Origin of the sequence: Hydrogenophaga sp. (assembly GCF_028698005.1) — a bacterium.
Classification (GTDB): Bacteria; Pseudomonadota; Gammaproteobacteria; order Burkholderiales; family Burkholderiaceae_C; genus Hydrogenophaga.
Genome location: NZ_JAQVEJ010000008.1, coordinates 1 through 16,318 on the forward strand (window position 1 = coordinate 1; position 16,318 = coordinate 16,318).

Consider the following 16,318-nt stretch of genomic DNA (forward strand, 5'->3'; position numbering starts at 1 on the left):
CAAGCGCACCGTCCTGTACACGGGCTTCAACAAGCTGAACGACGAAGCTGTGGCCGCCAGCGGCAACGCCGAGCACACCTTCGCCCTCGGCATCAAGCACTCGTTCTGATCGGGTGACGGGTGGCCGCGAGGCCACCCAGGAAGTCTCCAAGGTTTGAAAGCCGCCGCCTTCGGGTCGGCGGCTTTTTTTTGTCGATTTCAGGGCCGGCGCAGTGGCCATTCGACGATCACCGATCCGGCAGGAAAAGGTTCCTGCGGTGGCAGTCGTGGCGTGTCGTGGCGCGGCGCCATGGCGGCGGGTTTGGCCGGTCCCAGGTGCTGGCCGTTGACGGTCAGGCCACTGTCCGACATGCGCGCCGCCCGCCTGGCGCCCACACCGGGCACGCGCTCGATGAAGTCCTGCCAGCTGCTGAAGCGACGAATCTGCCGCTGGGCCAGGATCTTGCCGGCGGTGCTGGGGCCGATGCCTTTGATGCTCTCCAGGTCGAGTGCGGTGGCGTGGTTGGCTTCTACGGCGGCGCCGGCCGGGCCGGCCAGCAGGAAAAAGGCACAGGCCATGGTGGCCAGCCATCGGTAGCGCATGGGTCCTCCCGGGTGTTCAGCTTGCGGTTGGGCATCCGTGAGCGTAGGGAGAGAGGGCGTCTGCGTGAACCCCAAAGCGGGGACAGACCCGGGCGGGCTGGAATAGGGTTAGTCCGGTGAGGCAAGGTGGTGTGGATGTTGCATAGTGTGGAAACCCGATTTTTGATTGAGGTGTCAAGCAATGAAACTCCATCTGACAGCCGTCGTCGCCGCGTTTGCCCTGACGGTCGGTGCGGCCGGCGCGAAGACGTTCAAATGGACCAGTGCCAGCGACATTCCCACCTGGGATATCCATTCCCAGAACAACGCGCTGGCCAATGGCATCCACGCGGCGGTCTACGAGTCGCTGGTGTACTACAACAGCAAGACATTCAAGCCCGAGCCGGTGCTCGCCACGTCCTGGCAGCAGGTCACACCCACCCAGTTGCGGATGAACCTGCGCAAAGGGGTGAAATTCCATGATGGCAGCGAGTTCACGTCGGCGGATGCGGTGTTCTCCCTCGAGCGGGCCATGGCCAAGTCCTCGAACTTCGGGGTCTATGCCCAGGGCATCGACCGTGTGGTGGCGGTGGACGGGCACACCATCGACATCTTCACCAAGGACCCGAACCCGGTGTTGCTGAACCAGCTGACCGAGTTGCGCATGATGAGCAAGGCCTGGGCGGAAAAAAACCGCTCGACGGAACCCAAGGACATCAAGACGCAGGACGAAAACTTCGCCCACCGCAACGCCAACGGCACCGGGCCTTTCATGCTCAAGGAATGGCAGCCCGACCAGAAGCTGGTGCTGGCGCGCAACGCCAACTGGTGGGGCAAGGCGGAGACGAACGTGACCGAGGTGGTCTATACGCCGGTGAAGAATGTGGCCACGCGCACGGCAGCGCTGCTGTCGGGTGAGGTGGACTTCGTGCTGGACCCGAGCCCGCAGGACCTGCCGCGCCTGCGGCAGAACGGCAACCTGAAGGTGCTGGACGGGGTCGAGAACCGCACCATCTTCTTCGGCATGGACCAGTTCCGCGACGAACTGCCTGGCAGCAACATCAAGGGCAAGAACCCGCTCAAGGACCAGCGCGTGCGCAAGGCGCTGTACCAGGCGATCGACATGAACACCATTGCCCGCGTCACCTTGCGCGGCTTGGGACAGCCCACGGGTGCCCTGGTGGCGCCGCAGGTCAACGGCTGGACCGAGGCCGTGCACCAGCGCTTCCCGTACGACGTCGCGGCGGCACAGAAGCTGCTGGCCGATGCCGGCTACAGGGATGGCTTCGAGGTGGATTTCGCCTGCCCCAACAACCGCTACATCAGCGACGAGGCCATCTGCCAGGCCGTGGCCGCCATGTGGTCCCGGATCGGGGTCAAGGCCAAGCTGCGCACGCTGCCGCTGGTGACCTATTTCCCGATGATCCAGCGCCATGAGGCGAGCATTTACATGCTCGGATGGGGTGTGCCCACCTTCGATGCGCTGTACAGCCTGCAGTCGCTGGTGCGCAGCGTGGGTGCCGGCGGTGACGGCAACTACAACGTGGGGCGCTACAGCAACCCGCAGATGGACGCGCTGGTCGAGCGCACCAAGAAGGAAACCGACCTGAAGCTGCGCACCTCGCTGCTGACCCAGGCATTGCAGTTGCAAAACGAGGATGTGGCCCACATTCCGCTGCACAACCAGGTGATTCCGTGGGCCATGAAGAAAAACGTGGACGTGGTGCACCGTGCCGACAACCGGCTGGACTGGCGGCTGATCAAGGTAAACTGAGCCACGCCCGAACCACAAGGGCCGCGCAGCGGGCGGGAACGCGGCCCCGATCCATCGTTGACACATGCTAGCTTTCATTCTCCGGCGGCTGGTCCAGGCGGTCGTCGTGATGGTCAGTGTGGCGGCCATCGCCTTCCTGCTGTTCCAGTATGTGGGTGATCCGGTGGTGTTCCTGCTTGGACAGGATGCGACGCCCGAGCAGATCCGCGAGTTGCGCGCCGACCTGGGGCTGGACCAGCCTTTCTTCGTCCAGTTCTGGCACTTCCTGGCCAACGCCGCGCAAGGCGAATTCGGCTTGAGCCTGCGCCAGGGCGCCAAGGTGTCACGCCTGATCGCCGAGCGCTTTCCGGCCACACTGGAGCTGTCACTCGTGGCGGCGGCCATGGCGCTGCTGATCGGTGTGCCGATGGGTGTCTATGCGGCACTGCGGCGTGGCACCTTCATGAGCCAGGTGTTCATGACGATCTCGCTGCTGGGCGTGTCGCTGCCGACGTTCCTGATCGGCATCCTGCTGATCCTGGTGTTTGCCGTCCAGTTGGGCTGGTTCCCGAGTTTCGGGCGTGGCGAGGTGGTCAATGTGGGCGGGTGGACGACCGGCCTGCTCACGCTCAAGGGCTGGCACCACATCACCCTGCCGGCCATCACCCTGGCCATCTTCCAGCTCACGCTGATCATGCGCCTGGTGCGGGCCGAGATGCTGGAGGTGCTGCGCACCGACTACATCAAGTTCGCGCGCGCCCGCGGCCTGACCGACCGGGCGGTGCATTTCGGTCATGCGCTCAAGAACACCCTGGTGCCGGTGATGACGATCACCGGTCTGCAACTGGGGGGCCTGATCGCGTTTGCCATCATCACCGAGACGGTGTTCCAATGGCCAGGCATGGGCCTGCTGTTCATCCAGGCCGTGACTTTCGCCGACATCCCGGTGATGGCCGCCTACCTGTGTCTGATCGCGCTGATTTTCGTGGTCATCAACCTGATCGTCGATCTGCTGTATTTCGCCGTCGATCCGCGCCTGCGCGTGGAGAAAGCGGGGGGACATTGAACGCACACCACTCCAGCATGCAGCCACCGCGCATCCGGGCTCACGGGCGGGCATTCGCCCATATTGCCGAATTCCACCCCGAGTTGATTGCGCTGCGCCGCGATCTGCATGCGCACCCCGAACTTGGATTCGAGGAGCACTACACCGCGGGCCGGGTGATCGAGGCGCTGAAAGTCTGCGGTGTCGATGAAATCCATACCGGCATTGGCAAGACCGGCGTGGTGGCGGTGATCCAGGGCCGGTCGCGCGCCAGCGGCCGGATGATGGGTCTGCGGGCCGACATGGACGCCCTGACCATGACCGAGCACAACGATTTCGCGTGGAAATCGTCGAAGCCGGGCCTGATGCACGGTTGCGGGCACGATGGCCATACGGCGATGCTGGTGGGGGCGGCCCGTTACCTGGCCGAAACCCGCCAGTTCGACGGCACGGCGGTGTTGATCTTCCAGCCGGGCGAGGAGGGGTTTGCCGGCGCCAAGGCCATGATCGAGGATGGCCTGTTCGAGCGCTTCCCGGTCCAGTCGGTGTTCGCGATGCACAACTGGCCGCAGATGCGGCCGGGCACGATCGGCATCAACCCGGGCCCGATGATGGCATCGGCCGACCGCATCACGATCGACATCACCGGCAAGGGAGGCCACGGCGCGCATCCCTATGCGGCCGTGGATCCGGTGCTGGTGGCGGCGCACATCATCACGGCGGTGCAAAGCATCGTCTCGCGCAACGTGCGCGCCATCGACAGTGCGGTCATCAGCCTGTGCGCCATGCAGGCGGGGGACCCGGGGGCATTCAGCGTGATCCCCGGGACGGCCCGGCTGGTCGGCACGGTGCGCACCTTCCATCCCGAGGTGCAGGCCATGGTGGAAAAGCGCCTGCACGAGGTGTGCGCGGGAGTGGCGCTGGGGTTGGGCGCCACCGCGCACATGACGTACGAGCGCATCTACCCGGCCACGGTCAACACGCGCGACGAGGCACGTTTTGCCGTTGAGGTGGCGCAGAAGATCGTGGGTCACGAGCATGTCGATGCGGACATGGACCCGAGCATGGGGGCCGAGGATTTCGCGTTCATGCTGCAGGTCAAGCCGGGTGCCTACCTGCGCCTGGGGCAGGGCGGCGAGGGCGGGTGCTTCCTGCACAACAGCCGCTACGACTTCAATGACGAGGTGCTGCCGCTGGGGGCGGCACTGCATGCCGGCCTGATCGAGCAGGGTATGCCGCTGGCCACCTGATGCCGGCGCCTCGTGCGGGTTTCAACCACCAGAAAGAAGGAGCGATCGTATGAGCCTGGCACACAAGAAGACACTGTCCGCCGCCCTTGTGGCTGGCGCTCTGGCCGTGATGGGCGCCGCGTCTGCCCAGACGGTGCGCATCGGCAATCAGGGCGATGCCCTGTCGATGGACCCGCATTCGCTCAACGAATCGCTCCAGCTGAGCGTGACCGGCAATATCTATGAGCCACTGGTCACGCGCGACAAGGACCTCAAGCTGGTTCCGGCATTGGCCACCAGCTGGCAACAGACGTCGCCGACGGTCTGGCGTTTCGAATTGCGTCGGGGCGTCCAGTTTCACGACGGCAAGCCCTTCACGGCCGACGACGTGATCTTCAGCATAGCGCGCGCGGCCGGCGAAGGATCGGACATGCGTTCCTACACCAACGACGTCAAGGACGTGCGCAAGTTGGGCGATCACGTGGTCGAGATCGAGACCAAGACGCCGTTTCCCATCCTGCCCGACGTGTTTTCCTTCCTCTACATCATGAGCAAGCAGTGGTCCGAGGAGAACCAGGCGACCAGGCCGGTGGACCGTCGCAAGGGGATCGAGAATGCCGCTTCGTTCCGGGCCAACGGCACCGGGCCCTATCGCCTGCGCGAACGCCAGCCGAACGTCAAGACCAGCTTCGTGCGCAACGGCAACTACTGGGGCACCATCGAGGGCAACGTGATCAACGTCGAGTACACGCCGATCGGCAACGACGCCACCCGCGTGGCGGCGCTGCTGTCGGGCCAGGTGGACGTGATCGAGCCGGTGCCGGTGCAGGACGTGGCGCGCGTCAACGCCAGTGGCAAGGCCAAGGTGCTGCAGGGGCCGGAATTGCGCTGGATCTTCCTGGGCATGGACCAGAAACGTGACGAGCTGCTGTACTCCAGCGTCAAGGGCAAGAATCCGTTCAAGGACAAGCGCGTGCGCCAGGCCTTCTACCAGGCCATCGACATCGATGGTATCCAGCGCACGGTGATGCGCGGCGCCTCGACGCCGGCGGCGCTGCTGATCGGCCCGGGTACCAATGGCTACGACGCCTCGATCGACAAGCGCCTGCCCCACGATGTGGAGGCTGCCAGGAAGCTGCTGGCCGAAGCGGGCTACCCCAGCGGCTTCGAGGTGACGATGAACTGCCCGAACGATCGCTACGTCAATGACAGCAATATCTGTCAGGCGGTGGCGGCGAACCTGGCGCGCATCGGCGTGAAGATCAACCTCCAGGCCGAAACCAAGGGCACCTATTTCCCCAAGATCCTGCGCCGTGACACCAGCTTCTACCTGCTGGGCTGGTCGCCCAGCACCTACGACGCGCACAACGTGCTCAATGCCATCATCCACTGCGTGGACGACAAGGGCGCCGGCCAGTTCAACCTCGGGTCGTACTGCAACCCGAAGGTGGACGAACTGACGCTGAAGATCCAGTCGGAGACCGACCAGGCCAGGCGCAACGCCATGATCAAGGAGGCCTATGCGCTGCACAGCGAGGACGTCGGTCACCTGCCGTTGCACCAGCAGGCCCTGGCCTGGGGCGTGAGCAACAACGTCCGGCTGGTTCAGCGCGCCGACAACCAGATGCCCTTCCGTTACATGTCGGTGAAATAGGGCCCGCCCGTGCCGCCTGTCGCGTCCACCCCGCCGGGAGGCGCCGGCGGCGGTCCGGCGGAGCCGGTTCCGCGCTGGCCCCGGGAGGCGTGGCTGGCGGGGTTGATGAATCGTCTTGCAACAGAACTCGAGAGAACCCGCATTGATTGCCTTTCTGCGCCGCTGGCTGGACAGCGATGTCGGCCACAGTTTCCGCACATCGCCGACGGCTCTCGTGGCCGCACTGATCGCCCTGGCCTGCGTGGTGGCCGCGGTGTTCGCGCCCTGGATCGCACCGCACAACCCCTTCGACCTGGCGACCCTGGAGCTGATGAACGCGCGTCTGCCGCCCGCCTGGAGCCCGGACGGGAACCGCGAGTTCCTGCTCGGCACCGACGACCAGGGGCGCGACATCCTGTCGGCGCTGATGTACGGGGCCCGCATTTCACTGGCCGTGGGGCTTGCCTCGGTGGCCCTGTCGATGCTCATCGGGGTGACGCTGGGCCTGGCGGCCGGTTTCTTCGGTGGCTGGATCGACACGCTCCTGATGCGCGTGTGCGACGTGATGCTGTCGTTCCCGGCCATTCTGGTGGCGCTGCTGATCGCGGGCGTGGGCCGGGCGCTGTTTCCGCAGTCACCGGATACCCTGGCCTTCGGTGTGTTGATCCTGTCGATCACGCTGACCGGGTGGGTGCAGTACGCGCGCACGGTGCGTGGCTCGACGCTGGTCGAACGCCACAAGGAGTATGTGCAGGCGGCACAGGTCACCGGGGTGGCGCCGCTGTCCATCATGCGCCGGCACGTGCTGCCCAATGTGCTGGGACCGGTGCTGGTGCTGGCCACGATCCAGGTGGCCACGGCCATCATCACCGAGGCCACGCTGTCTTTCCTGGGGGTGGGTGCACCACCGACCTCGCCGTCGCTGGGGACATTGATCCGCATCGGCAACGATTACCTGTTCTCGGGTGAATGGTGGATCACCATCTTCCCGGCCACGATGCTGGTGCTGATCGCGCTGAGTGTGAACCTGCTGGGCGACTGGCTGCGCGACGCCTTGAACCCGAAATTGAGATGAGTCTGCTGCAAGTCAAGAACCTGGTCGTCGAGTTTCCGGGCCGCCGTGGCACCCTGCGGGCGCTGGACGACATTTCCTTCGACATCGCGCCGGGTGAAATCCTGGGCGTGGTGGGTGAGTCGGGCGCCGGCAAATCGCTGACCGGGGCCTCCATCATCGGCCTGCTGGAACCGCCGGGCCGGGTGGCCTCGGGCCAGATCCTGCTGGATGGCCAGCGTATCGATGACCTGCGTCCCGAACAGATGCGCAAGATCCGCGGCCGCCGGATCGGCGCCATCTTCCAGGACCCGCTGACGTCGCTGAACCCGCTGTACTCGGTCGGGCGCCAGCTCGTCGAGACCATCACCACCCACCTGCCGGTGAGCCGGGCCGAGGCGCGCCGGCGCGCCATCCAGTTGCTGCGCGACACCGGCATCCCGGCGGCCGAGGAACGGATCGACCACTTCCCGCACCAGTTCTCGGGCGGCATGCGCCAGCGGGTGGTGATTGCCCTGGCACTGGCCGCCGAGCCGCAACTGATCGTCGCCGACGAGCCGACGACGGCGCTGGATGTGTCGATCCAGGCGCAGATCATCACGCTGCTCAAGACGGTCTGCAAGGACCGGGGGGCCGCCGTCATGCTCATCACCCACGACATGGGGGTGATTGCCGAGACCTGTGACCGGGTCGCCGTGATGTACGCCGGTCGCATCGCCGAAATCGGGCCGGTGCACCACGTCATCAACCACCCCGCGCACCCGTACACGCGGGGGCTGATGGCCTGCATTCCCGACATGGATACCGACCGCGAGCGCCTGAACCAGATCGATGGTGCGATGCCACGCCTCAATGCGATCCCCAGGGGATGTGCCTTCAATCCGCGTTGTGACCGGGTGTTTGACCGTTGCCGCGAGCAGCGCCCCGAACTGGGGCCGGCCGGCGCCACGCGCGCGGCCTGCTGGTTGCACGAGCGCGTCCCGGGCTCATGCATCTCCACCGGGGAGATGGCATGAGCAGCACGCCTTTGGTGGTGGCCACCGACCTGGCCAAGACCTTCGATGTGTCAGCGCCGTGGCTGAACCGGGTGCTGGATCGCAAGCCCCGGCAGTGGCTGCGCGCGGTCGATGGCGTGAGCTTCGAGATCCCGCGGGGCCAGACGCTGGCGCTGGTGGGCGAGTCCGGTTGTGGCAAGAGCACGGTCGCGCGCCTGCTGGTGGGGCTGTACGAACCTTCGCGTGGCCGTTTTGCGTTCGATGGCCAGGATGCCCATGCGGCCTACCGCACCCCGCAGGGGCGGCAGTTGCGCCGGCGCATTCAGATGATCTTCCAGGATCCGTACGCCAGCCTGAACCCGCGCTGGCGGGTCGAGGACATCGTTGCCGAGCCTTTGCGCGAGCACGGCATCCTGGACGATGAGTCGGCCTTGCGGGCCCGGGTGGACGAATTGCTGCAGTCGGTGGGCCTGTCGGCGCAGGATCGGGCGAAGTTCCCGCACCAGTTCTCGGGCGGACAACGCCAGCGCATTTCGATCGCCCGCGCGCTGGCCACGCACCCCGAGTTCCTGGTTTGCGACGAGCCGACGTCGGCGCTGGATGTGTCGGTGCAGGCGCAGGTGCTCAACATCATGAAGGACCTGCAGCGCCAGCAGGGGCTGACCTATCTGTTCATCAGCCACAACCTGGCGGTGGTGCGGCACGTGAGCGACCGGGTGGGGGTGATGTACCTGGGGCGCCTGGTGGAGCTGGCCGACAAGCACACGCTGTTCACCGCTCCGCGTCATCCCTATACGCGCATGTTGCTGGATGCCATCCCGAAGATGCACGATACCGGCAAGGCGCGCACCCCGGTGCAGGGCGAGGTGCCCAATCCGCTCAACCCCCCGGGTGGCTGTGCGTTCCATCCGCGCTGTCCGCATGCGAACGAGCGTTGCCGCAACGAGCGGCCGGCGCTGCAGGACGTCGATGGCGTTCGCGTGGCGTGCCACGCGGTGGAGGAAGGACGGATCTGACGCCTGGGCGTGGGTGCGCAGCTTATGCGTACCGTTTGCTCCTCAGATTGTTTTTCATCTCCATGAGCAGTGGTTGCAGTTTGGTGCCACCGATGCGCAGGGCCAGGCAGGTGGCCATGACGTCGATGATCATCAGGTGCATCAGACGCGAGGTCATGGGGCTGTAGCGGTCGTAGCCCTCCGGGTGGTCGGCGGCCAGATGGATGTGGCCGGCAATGGCCAGCGGCGATCCGCTGGCGGTGATGGTGATGACGGTGGCACCGTGCTTGCGGGCGATGTCGGCGGCATCCATCAGGTCGCGCGTGCGGCCCGAGTTGGAGATGATGACCACGCAGTCGCCGGGACCCAGCAGGGAGGCGCTCATCACCTGCATGTGGCCGTCGCTGTAGGCGATGGCGTTGAGCCCCAGGCGAAAGAACTTGTGCTGCGCGTCCTGCGCCACGATGCCCGAGTTGCCGGCACCGAAGAACTCGATGCGCCCGCGCCTGCGGTAGGTCTCCATCAAGGCGTCAACGGCCTTCTCGATGGCATGGCTGGAGGCGTCGTTGCGGTACTTCAGGAAGGCGGCGACGGTGTTGTCGATCACCTTGACCAGCACGTCGCCGACCTTGTCGTCGGCGTCGACGCTGCGGTGGATGAAGGGTACCCCTTCGCTGACGGTGCCGGCGAGTTTGAGCTTGAAATCCGACAGGCCGTCGTAGCCCATGCTGCGGCAAAAGCGCACCACGGTGGGCTTGCTGACGTGGGCACGCTCGGCCAGTTCGGCCACCGGCAGGCTGGCGAAACTGCGTGGGTCGGCCAGCACGAGCCGGCCCACGCGCTGTTCGGCGGGCGCCAGCGAGGGCAGCGAGGCTTTGATGCGGTCCAGCATGGCGAGGTACGTTGTGGCGGCCGGGATTACATGATCCGGTGAAATCCGATTACACCCGATAATCGGGCCCATGAACCAGCTCGAAGCCCTCAAACAGCACACGACCGTGGTCGCCGATACGGGTGACTTCCACCAGATCGCTGCCTTCGCGCCGCGCGACGCGACGACCAATCCCTCGCTGGTGCTCAAGGCGGTGCAAAAAACCGAGTATGCGCACCTGCTTCGGGAAACGGTGGCCCGGTATGGCTCGCAGGGGCTGGACGAGACCATGAACCGCCTGCTGGTGCGTTTCGGCTGCGAGATCCTGCGGCACATTCCGGGACGCGTCTCGACCGAGGTCGATGCGCGTCTGAGCTTCGACACCGAGGCCACCGTCACCCGTGCGCGCCGCATCATCGACCTGTACCAGGGGGAGGGCGTGCATGTGGACCGCATCCTGATCAAGATTGCCTCGACCTGGGAGGGCATCCAGGCGGCGGCCCGCCTGGAGCGCGAGGGCATCCACACCAACCTGACGCTGCTGTTCAGCTTCTGCCAGGCGGTGGCTTGCGGCCAGGCCAAGGTGCAACTGATTTCACCCTTCGTGGGGCGCATTTACGACTGGTACAAGAAGCAGGCCGGGGCCGGCTGGGACGAGGCGGCTCATGCCGGCGCCAACGACCCGGGCGTGCGGTCGGTCAGGCGCATTTACGATTTCTACAAAAAATACGGCATTGCCACCGAGGTGATGGGGGCGAGCTTTCGCAACGTGGGTCAGATCACCGCGCTGGCGGGTTGTGACCTGCTGACCATCAGCCCGGAGCTGCTGGCGCAACTGGCTGCCAGTGAGGCACCGCTGTCGCGTGCGCTCGATGCCGAAGCGGCCATGGCGCAGGACATTCCGTTCGTCACCTATGACGAGGCGAGTTTCCGTTATGCACTGAACGAAGACGCCATGGCGACGGAGAAGCTGGCCGAGGGCATCCGGGCGTTTGCCGCCGATACCGTCAAACTCGAGGCGCTGATGCAGGCGGTCTGAGTCGCGCCGGCCAGGGCCTGCTCAGGCCCTGTCGGTCATTCCGGATGGTCTGGCAGGGGCTGCCCCCAGCGCGCCACGAGGCAGTGGCGCTTCGGAGGCAGCCCGTTTCTTTTGGCGACGGCAAAGCCGGCATCGGCCAGGGCATCGCGCACGCCCCGGGCGACGCACCAGGTGGCCGCCCGGGTGCCGGGGCGGGCGAGACGACCGATGGCCCGCATGATCCCGGGTGACCACATGGCGGGGTTGAGCCGGGGGGTGAAGCCGTCAAGGAAAACCGAATCGATGGCGGCCTCGGCGCTGGCCGGTCGCGCCATGCCCTGCAGGGCGGGCAGGGCCTCGCCGACGTGCAGGCGCAGGCGGATGGCACCCTGTTCGAGCAGGAGCTCGCCGGTGTCCAGCAGGCCGGACCAATGGGCGGCCAGGGTATGGGCCTGGGTCTGGAGTTCGGGGAAGGGGAGGGCGCCGCGCATGATGTCGTCGGCGCTGGGCGGGAAGGCTTCGGTGGCTTCGTAGACGAGGGTGGTCGGGCGTTGCGGGTCGCGCCGCCAGAGTTGCCAGGCGGCCAGAAAGTTGAGGCCGAGGCCGAACCCGTTCTCGAGGATGCGCCATGACGGCCGGCCGGCCCAGGCCGTGGTGGCCATGGGTGTGCCATCGGATGCGCACAGGCCGCAGCCAGCCAGGAACACGTGCCGCGCCTGTGCCAGACCGCCCAGGCCATCCGTCCCTTCACTGCGGTAGCGGTCGCCGAAGCGGGGGCTGTAGGGGGCGCCTTGTTCGTCCCAGGCCACGGGTGGGGTGTTGTCGGTATTCATTGGCCACCGGCGCCTGGCGGCGTGCGGAGTGTGTGTTTCACAAAAACAAGAAACCCCGCGAATCGCTTCGCGGGGTTTCAATCAGGACGTCAGAGCGGAAGCCCGCCCTGGCGGCGCTGGGGGTATTACATACCCATGCCCATGCCGCCCATGTCGCCCATGCCGCCGCCCGGCATGGCCGGAGCGTCTTCCTTGGGTGCTTCGGCGACCATGCACTCGGTCGTCAGCATCAGCGAAGCCACGGAAGCAGCGTTCTGCAGAGCGGTGCGGGTCACCTTGGTCGGGTCCAGGATACCCATTTCGATCATGTCGCCATAGGTGTCGTTGGCGGCGTTGAAGCCGAAGTTGCCCTTGCCTTCCAGCACCTTGTTGATCACGACCGAGGGCTCGCCACCGGCGTTGGCCACGATCTCGCGCAGCGGGGCTTCGATGGCCTTGAGGACCAGCTTGACGCCGGCGTCCTGATCGGGGTTGTCACCCTTGATCTCGCCAGCGGCCTGCTTGGCACGCAGCAGGGCCACGCCACCGCCGGCCACGATGCCTTCTTCCACGGCAGCGCGGGTGGCGTGCAGGGCGTCTTCGACGCGGGCCTTCTTTTCCTTCATCTCGACTTCGGTGGCAGCGCCGACCTTGATCACGGCCACACCGCCGGCCAGCTTGGCCACGCGCTCTTGCAGCTTCTCACGGTCGTAGTCGCTGGTGGCTTCCTCGATCTGGATGCGAATCTGCTTGACACGGGCCTCGATGTCCTCGGCCTTGCCGGCACCGTCGATGATGGTGGTGTTTTCCTTGCCGATTTCGACGCGCTGGGCCTGGCCCAGATCGGCCAGGGTGACCTTCTCCAGCGTCAGGCCCACTTCTTCAGCGATGACCTTGCCGCCGGTCAGGATGGCGATGTCTTCCAGCATGGCCTTGCGGCGGTCGCCGAAGCCAGGTGCCTTGACGGCCACGACCTTCAGGATGCCGCGGATGGTGTTGACCACCAGGGTGGCCAGGGCTTCGCCCTCGACGTCCTCGGCGATGATCAGCAGCGGGCGGCTGGCCTTGGCCACGGCTTCCAGCGTGGGCAGCAGGTCACGGATGTTGCTGATCTTCTTGTCGAACAGCAGGACAAACGGGTTTTCCAGCAGGGCGACCTGCTTCTCGGGGTTGTTGATGAAGTAGGGCGAGAGGTAGCCGCGGTCGAACTGCATGCCTTCCACGACATCCAGTTCATTCTGCAGCGACTTGCCGTCTTCGACGGTGATCACGCCTTCCTTGCCGACCTTGTCCATGGCGTTGGCGATGATTTCGCCGATGGAGGCGTCGCTGTTGGCGGAGATGGAACCGACCTGGGCGATTTCCTTGCTGGTGGTGGTGGGCTTGGAAGCCTTCTTCAGTTCGGCGATCAGGGCTTCAACAGCCTTGTCGATACCGCGCTTGAGGTCCATCGGGTTCATGCCGGCGGCCACGTACTTCATGCCTTCGCGGACGATGGCCTGGGCCAGCACGGTGGCGGTGGTGGTACCGTCACCGGCGTTGTCGCTGGTCTTGGAAGCGACTTCCTTGACCATCTGCGCGCCCATGTTCTGCAGCTTGTCCTTCAGCTCGATTTCCTTGGCCACGGACACGCCGTCCTTGGTCACGGTGGGGGCGCCGAACGAGCGCTCCAGCACCACGTTGCGGCCCTTCGGGCCCAGGGTGGTCTTGACCGCGTTGGCCAGGATGTTCACACCTTCGACCATGCGGGCGCGGGCTTCACCGCCGAAAACTACGTCTTTAGCTGCCATTTCTTGATTCCTTCAATGTTCGGTTGCGACGGGCAAATTACTTCTCGACGACGGCGAAGAGGTCGTCTTCCTTCATGACCAGCAGTTCGTCGCCGTCGACCTTGACGGTCTGACCGCTGTACTTGCCGAACAGGACGCGGTCGCCGACCTTCACGCTCAGGGGCTTGACTTCACCCTTGTCGTTGGTCTTGCCCGGGCCGACGGCCAGCACTTCACCCTGATCGGGCTTTTCGGCGGCGTTGTCGGGGATCACGATGCCCGAGGCGGTCTTGGTTTCGTTTTCCAGGCGCTTGACGATCACGCGATCGGCGAGAGGACGAAGTTTCATTGCATCTCCTGATGAGGATGGTTGGATGACATCGGACATATGGACCGGAGCCGGAGCGGCACCGGCCGCAAGTCGGTGTGAGGCGGCTTGTTAGCACTCAACCTCAGCGAGTGCTAATCATAAGGGCCGATACCGGGGTTTTCAAGTGCTTCGATAGGGCAGTGATACTGTATTTAAAAACAGTAATGCCCTATCATTGGCCTGCCATGACATCTTCTGCCACTGTGTTCAACACCTTGCCACGGTCCGTGGCTGCCGCCGTGTGGCGGGCCGACCAGCTCGGGACGGTCGCGCATGCGACGCTGTCCAGCGGGTTCGATGTGCTGGACGCCGCCCTGCCCGGCGGCGGCTGGCCTTGCCGGGGTTTGACCGAGTTGCTGTGTTCGCAAGCGGGTGTGCTGGAGTGGCGCCTGCTGGGGCCGGCGCTGCGGGCGCAACAAGCCGGCCCGCAGGGGCCCCTGGTGCTGGTGGCGCCACCCTGGGTGCCCCATGTGCCGGGCCTGAGAAGCCTGGGCATCGATGAGCGGCGGCTGGTCTGGATTGATGCACGGTCATCCGCCGAGCGGGTCTGGGTGGTCGAGCAGTTGCTGCGCGCGCATCCGGTCGGCAGCGTGCTGGCCTGGCTGCCCGATGTCCGGGCGGTGCAGTTGCGAAAACTGCAGGTGCTGGCGGGCCAGGCAGGCGTCGAGCACGGGCCGGTGTTCGTGTTTCGCGATGGCCCGGCGGCGCTGGATGCATCGCCCGTGCCTTTGCGTGTGCGGGTCAGGCCCGGGCCGGGCCTGATGTTGCAGGTCGAACTGCTCAAACGCCCGGGTGCTCCGCTGGACCGCGTGCTGACGCTGATGGCCGAACCACCGGGGTTGGCCGGATGGTTGCCATCGCCACGGTCTGCATCCTCTGTCATCTTGCCGGAGACCGCCGATGTGGTGGGCCGCTCTGCTGTCATCCGATCCCGCACGGTACAGCGCCCTGTCGCCCACTGACGGGACGCAGGCGCTGGCGCTGTGGGCCCTGCAGTTCACGCCACGGGTGGCGCTGGTTGACGAGGCGGTGGTGATGGAAGTCGGGGCTTCGCTGAGGCTGTTCGGTGGTGCCCGCCGCCTGGCCGGCCGTGTGCGGTCCGAGGCAGCACCCCTGGGGGTGGATCGCATCGCCTGGGCACCCAATAGCCTGGCGGCGCTGGCCCTGGCCCGCGCCGGCCAGCCATGGTCGGCCGGGCGGCTGCAGACCTTGCCGCTGGCCAGCCTGAGCGCGGCACGGCCGCATGCGGCCGCCTTGGCCCGCATGGGCTGCAGGACGCTGGGCGCGCTGGACCAGTTGCCCCGGCCGGGTGTGGCACGCCGCTTCGGCCAGGCGCTGCTGGATGCGCTCGATCGTTTGTTCGGCCGGGCGCCGGAGAGCCACGTCTGGATCACGCCGCCCGAGCGCTTCGATGCGCGGATGGAACTCATGCACCGGGTGGATGCCGCCCCGGCGTTGCTGTCCGGCGCCCGCCGGCTGCTGTGGCAGATGGCGGGCTGGCTGGCCGCGCGGCACGCCGGCATCACCGCCTGCACCTTGCACTGGGCACACGATGCGATGCGTTCGCGTGGTGCGGGGGAGGGCGGGCAACTGGTGTTGCGCACGGCCGAGCCCACGCGCGATGTCGACTACCTGTGCCGTTTGCTGGCCGAGCATCTGGATCACGTGCAGTTGGCGGCGCCGGTCGGCGATCTGCGGCTGGAGGCTGGCGATACCGTTGCGTTGCCGGCCCGCCCTGCATCCTGGCTGCCCGGCGAAGCCGGTGAAGGCGAGCCGCTGTCGCGGGCACTGGAGCGTATTGCCGCCCGGCTGGGGGAAGAGCGGGTGCGCCGTCCCGAGTTGCGCGAGGACCACCGGCCCGAATGGATGTGTGCATGGCGCCATGCCTTGCCGCTGGATAGGGCGGCTGCTGGTGTGCTGGCCCCGTCCATGCACGCCATGCCGCAGCCGGGGTTCCTGCGGCCCGAGCCGCTGCGCCTGGCCGTGCGGGGAAACCGGCCGTGCTACCAGGGGGAACTGCAACTGCTGCTGGGGCCGCAGCGCCTGGAGTCCGGCTGGTGGGACGGCGACCACACGGCACCGGCGCAGCGCCTTGCGTTGCGCGATTACTGGTTGGCGTTGTCCGAGCAGGCGGGACTGCTGTGGGTATTCCAGACCCGGCTCGCTGCCGAGCCCGCGTGGTTCCTGCACGGGCATTTCGCCTGAGGGGGCGCCGC

The 16,318-nt window shown here is 66.1% G+C and carries 15 protein-coding genes; 10 read left to right on the forward strand and 5 right to left on the reverse strand.

Annotated elements, in window-relative coordinates; translation table 11 throughout:
* Positions 1–198: 198 nt before the first annotated feature.
* Positions 199–582, reverse strand: a complete 384-nt coding sequence (locus tag PHQ87_RS01760; protein WP_300230579.1) for a helix-hairpin-helix domain-containing protein — start codon at positions 580–582, stop codon at positions 199–201.
* Between the two features lie 181 nt (positions 583–763).
* On the opposite strand from PHQ87_RS01760, the gene PHQ87_RS01765 reads away from it, so the two are divergent.
* The 7 genes from PHQ87_RS01765 to PHQ87_RS01795 all read left to right on the forward strand — a co-directional run bounded on the left by PHQ87_RS01765 (position 764) and on the right by PHQ87_RS01795 (position 9,283).
* Entirely contained in the window at positions 764–2,335 is a 1,572-nt protein-coding gene (locus PHQ87_RS01765) for an ABC transporter substrate-binding protein (protein ID WP_300230580.1), read from the forward strand.
* Between the two features lie 64 nt (positions 2,336–2,399).
* The gene (locus PHQ87_RS01770) at positions 2,400–3,380 is read left to right on the forward strand and encodes an ABC transporter permease (protein ID WP_300230582.1); all 981 of its coding nucleotides are present in this window, start codon (positions 2,400–2,402) and stop codon (positions 3,378–3,380) included.
* A 17-nt stretch (positions 3,381–3,397) separates the two neighbouring features.
* Positions 3,398–4,609: a M20 aminoacylase family protein gene (locus tag PHQ87_RS01775; RefSeq protein ID WP_300230584.1), complete on the forward strand. Its 1,212-nt coding sequence runs from the start codon at positions 3,398–3,400 to the stop codon at positions 4,607–4,609.
* 109 nt (positions 4,610–4,718) lie between these two features.
* Positions 4,719–6,242 carry an ABC transporter substrate-binding protein gene (locus tag PHQ87_RS01780; protein WP_366524426.1) on the forward strand — a complete coding sequence of 508 codons (1,524 nt, stop codon included), beginning with the start codon at positions 4,719–4,721 and terminating at the stop codon, positions 6,240–6,242.
* A gap of 142 nt (positions 6,243–6,384) precedes the next feature.
* Positions 6,385–7,296, forward strand: a complete 912-nt coding sequence (locus tag PHQ87_RS01785) for an ABC transporter permease (protein ID WP_300230644.1) — start codon at positions 6,385–6,387, stop codon at positions 7,294–7,296.
* Complete coding sequence (locus PHQ87_RS01790) at positions 7,293–8,288, forward strand: ABC transporter ATP-binding protein (RefSeq protein ID WP_300230588.1); 996 nt, start codon at positions 7,293–7,295, stop codon at positions 8,286–8,288. Before PHQ87_RS01785 ends, PHQ87_RS01790 begins: the two co-directional genes overlap by 4 nt.
* Entirely contained in the window at positions 8,285–9,283 is a 999-nt protein-coding gene (locus PHQ87_RS01795; RefSeq protein WP_300230590.1) for a dipeptide ABC transporter ATP-binding protein, read from the forward strand. Before PHQ87_RS01790 ends, PHQ87_RS01795 begins: the two co-directional genes overlap by 4 nt.
* Positions 9,284–9,305: 22 nt before the next feature.
* On the opposite strand, the gene PHQ87_RS01800 is transcribed toward PHQ87_RS01795, so the two are convergent.
* Complete coding sequence (locus PHQ87_RS01800; protein ID WP_300230592.1) at positions 9,306–10,154, reverse strand: SIS domain-containing protein; 849 nt, start codon at positions 10,152–10,154, stop codon at positions 9,306–9,308.
* A gap of 70 nt (positions 10,155–10,224) precedes the next feature.
* On the opposite strand from PHQ87_RS01800, the gene tal reads away from it, so the two are divergent.
* Positions 10,225–11,172 (forward strand): transaldolase, encoded by a 948-nt coding sequence (tal, locus tag PHQ87_RS01805; RefSeq protein WP_300230594.1) that lies wholly within the window; start codon positions 10,225–10,227, stop codon positions 11,170–11,172.
* A gap of 35 nt (positions 11,173–11,207) precedes the next feature.
* On the opposite strand, the gene mnmD is transcribed toward tal, so the two are convergent.
* The 3 genes from mnmD to groES form a co-directional block, all read right to left on the reverse strand.
* Entirely contained in the window at positions 11,208–11,984 is a 777-nt protein-coding gene (gene mnmD, locus PHQ87_RS01810; RefSeq protein ID WP_300230596.1) for a tRNA (5-methylaminomethyl-2-thiouridine)(34)-methyltransferase MnmD, read from the reverse strand.
* Between the two features lie 125 nt (positions 11,985–12,109).
* Entirely contained in the window at positions 12,110–13,753 is a 1,644-nt protein-coding gene (groL, locus tag PHQ87_RS01815; RefSeq protein ID WP_300230598.1) for a chaperonin GroEL, read from the reverse strand.
* Between the two features lie 37 nt (positions 13,754–13,790).
* Positions 13,791–14,081 (reverse strand): co-chaperone GroES, encoded by a 291-nt coding sequence (gene groES, locus PHQ87_RS01820; RefSeq protein ID WP_300230600.1) that lies wholly within the window; start codon positions 14,079–14,081, stop codon positions 13,791–13,793.
* 206 nt (positions 14,082–14,287) lie between these two features.
* On the opposite strand from groES, the gene imuA reads away from it, so the two are divergent.
* Together imuA and PHQ87_RS01830 are read left to right on the forward strand one after the other, a co-directional pair.
* The gene (gene imuA, locus PHQ87_RS01825) at positions 14,288–15,064 is read left to right on the forward strand and encodes a translesion DNA synthesis-associated protein ImuA (RefSeq protein ID WP_300230602.1); all 777 of its coding nucleotides are present in this window, start codon (positions 14,288–14,290) and stop codon (positions 15,062–15,064) included.
* Positions 15,003–16,307 (forward strand): DNA polymerase Y family protein, encoded by a 1,305-nt coding sequence (locus tag PHQ87_RS01830; protein WP_300230604.1) that lies wholly within the window; start codon positions 15,003–15,005, stop codon positions 16,305–16,307. Before imuA ends, PHQ87_RS01830 begins: the two co-directional genes overlap by 62 nt.
* Positions 16,308–16,318: the final 11 nt, after the last annotated feature.

Coding starts and splice junctions, on each gene's coding strand:
- PHQ87_RS01780 (WP_366524426.1), top strand. CDS start 4,719: ATGGGCGCCGCGTCTGCCCAGACGGTGCGCATCGGCAATCAGGGCGAT.
- PHQ87_RS01795 (WP_300230590.1), top strand. CDS start 8,285: ATGAGCAGCACGCCTTTGGTGGTGGCCACCGACCTGGCCAAGACCTTC.
- groES (WP_300230600.1), bottom strand. CDS start 14,081: ATGAAACTTCGTCCTCTCGCCGATCGCGTGATCGTCAAGCGCCTGGAA.
- groL (WP_300230598.1), bottom strand. CDS start 13,753: ATGGCAGCTAAAGACGTAGTTTTCGGCGGTGAAGCCCGCGCCCGCATG.
- PHQ87_RS01790 (WP_300230588.1), top strand. CDS start 7,293: ATGAGTCTGCTGCAAGTCAAGAACCTGGTCGTCGAGTTTCCGGGCCGC.
- PHQ87_RS01765 (WP_300230580.1), top strand. CDS start 764: ATGAAACTCCATCTGACAGCCGTCGTCGCCGCGTTTGCCCTGACGGTC.
- imuA (WP_300230602.1), top strand. CDS start 14,288: ATGACATCTTCTGCCACTGTGTTCAACACCTTGCCACGGTCCGTGGCT.
- PHQ87_RS01775 (WP_300230584.1), top strand. CDS start 3,398: ATGCAGCCACCGCGCATCCGGGCTCACGGGCGGGCATTCGCCCATATT.
- PHQ87_RS01800 (WP_300230592.1), bottom strand. CDS start 10,154: ATGCTGGACCGCATCAAAGCCTCGCTGCCCTCGCTGGCGCCCGCCGAA.
- PHQ87_RS01830 (WP_300230604.1), top strand. CDS start 15,003: ATGTGGTGGGCCGCTCTGCTGTCATCCGATCCCGCACGGTACAGCGCC.
- tal (WP_300230594.1), top strand. CDS start 10,225: ATGAACCAGCTCGAAGCCCTCAAACAGCACACGACCGTGGTCGCCGAT.
- mnmD (WP_300230596.1), bottom strand. CDS start 11,984: ATGAATACCGACAACACCCCACCCGTGGCCTGGGACGAACAAGGCGCC.
- PHQ87_RS01770 (WP_300230582.1), top strand. CDS start 2,400: ATGCTAGCTTTCATTCTCCGGCGGCTGGTCCAGGCGGTCGTCGTGATG.
- PHQ87_RS01760 (WP_300230579.1), bottom strand. CDS start 582: ATGCGCTACCGATGGCTGGCCACCATGGCCTGTGCCTTTTTCCTGCTG.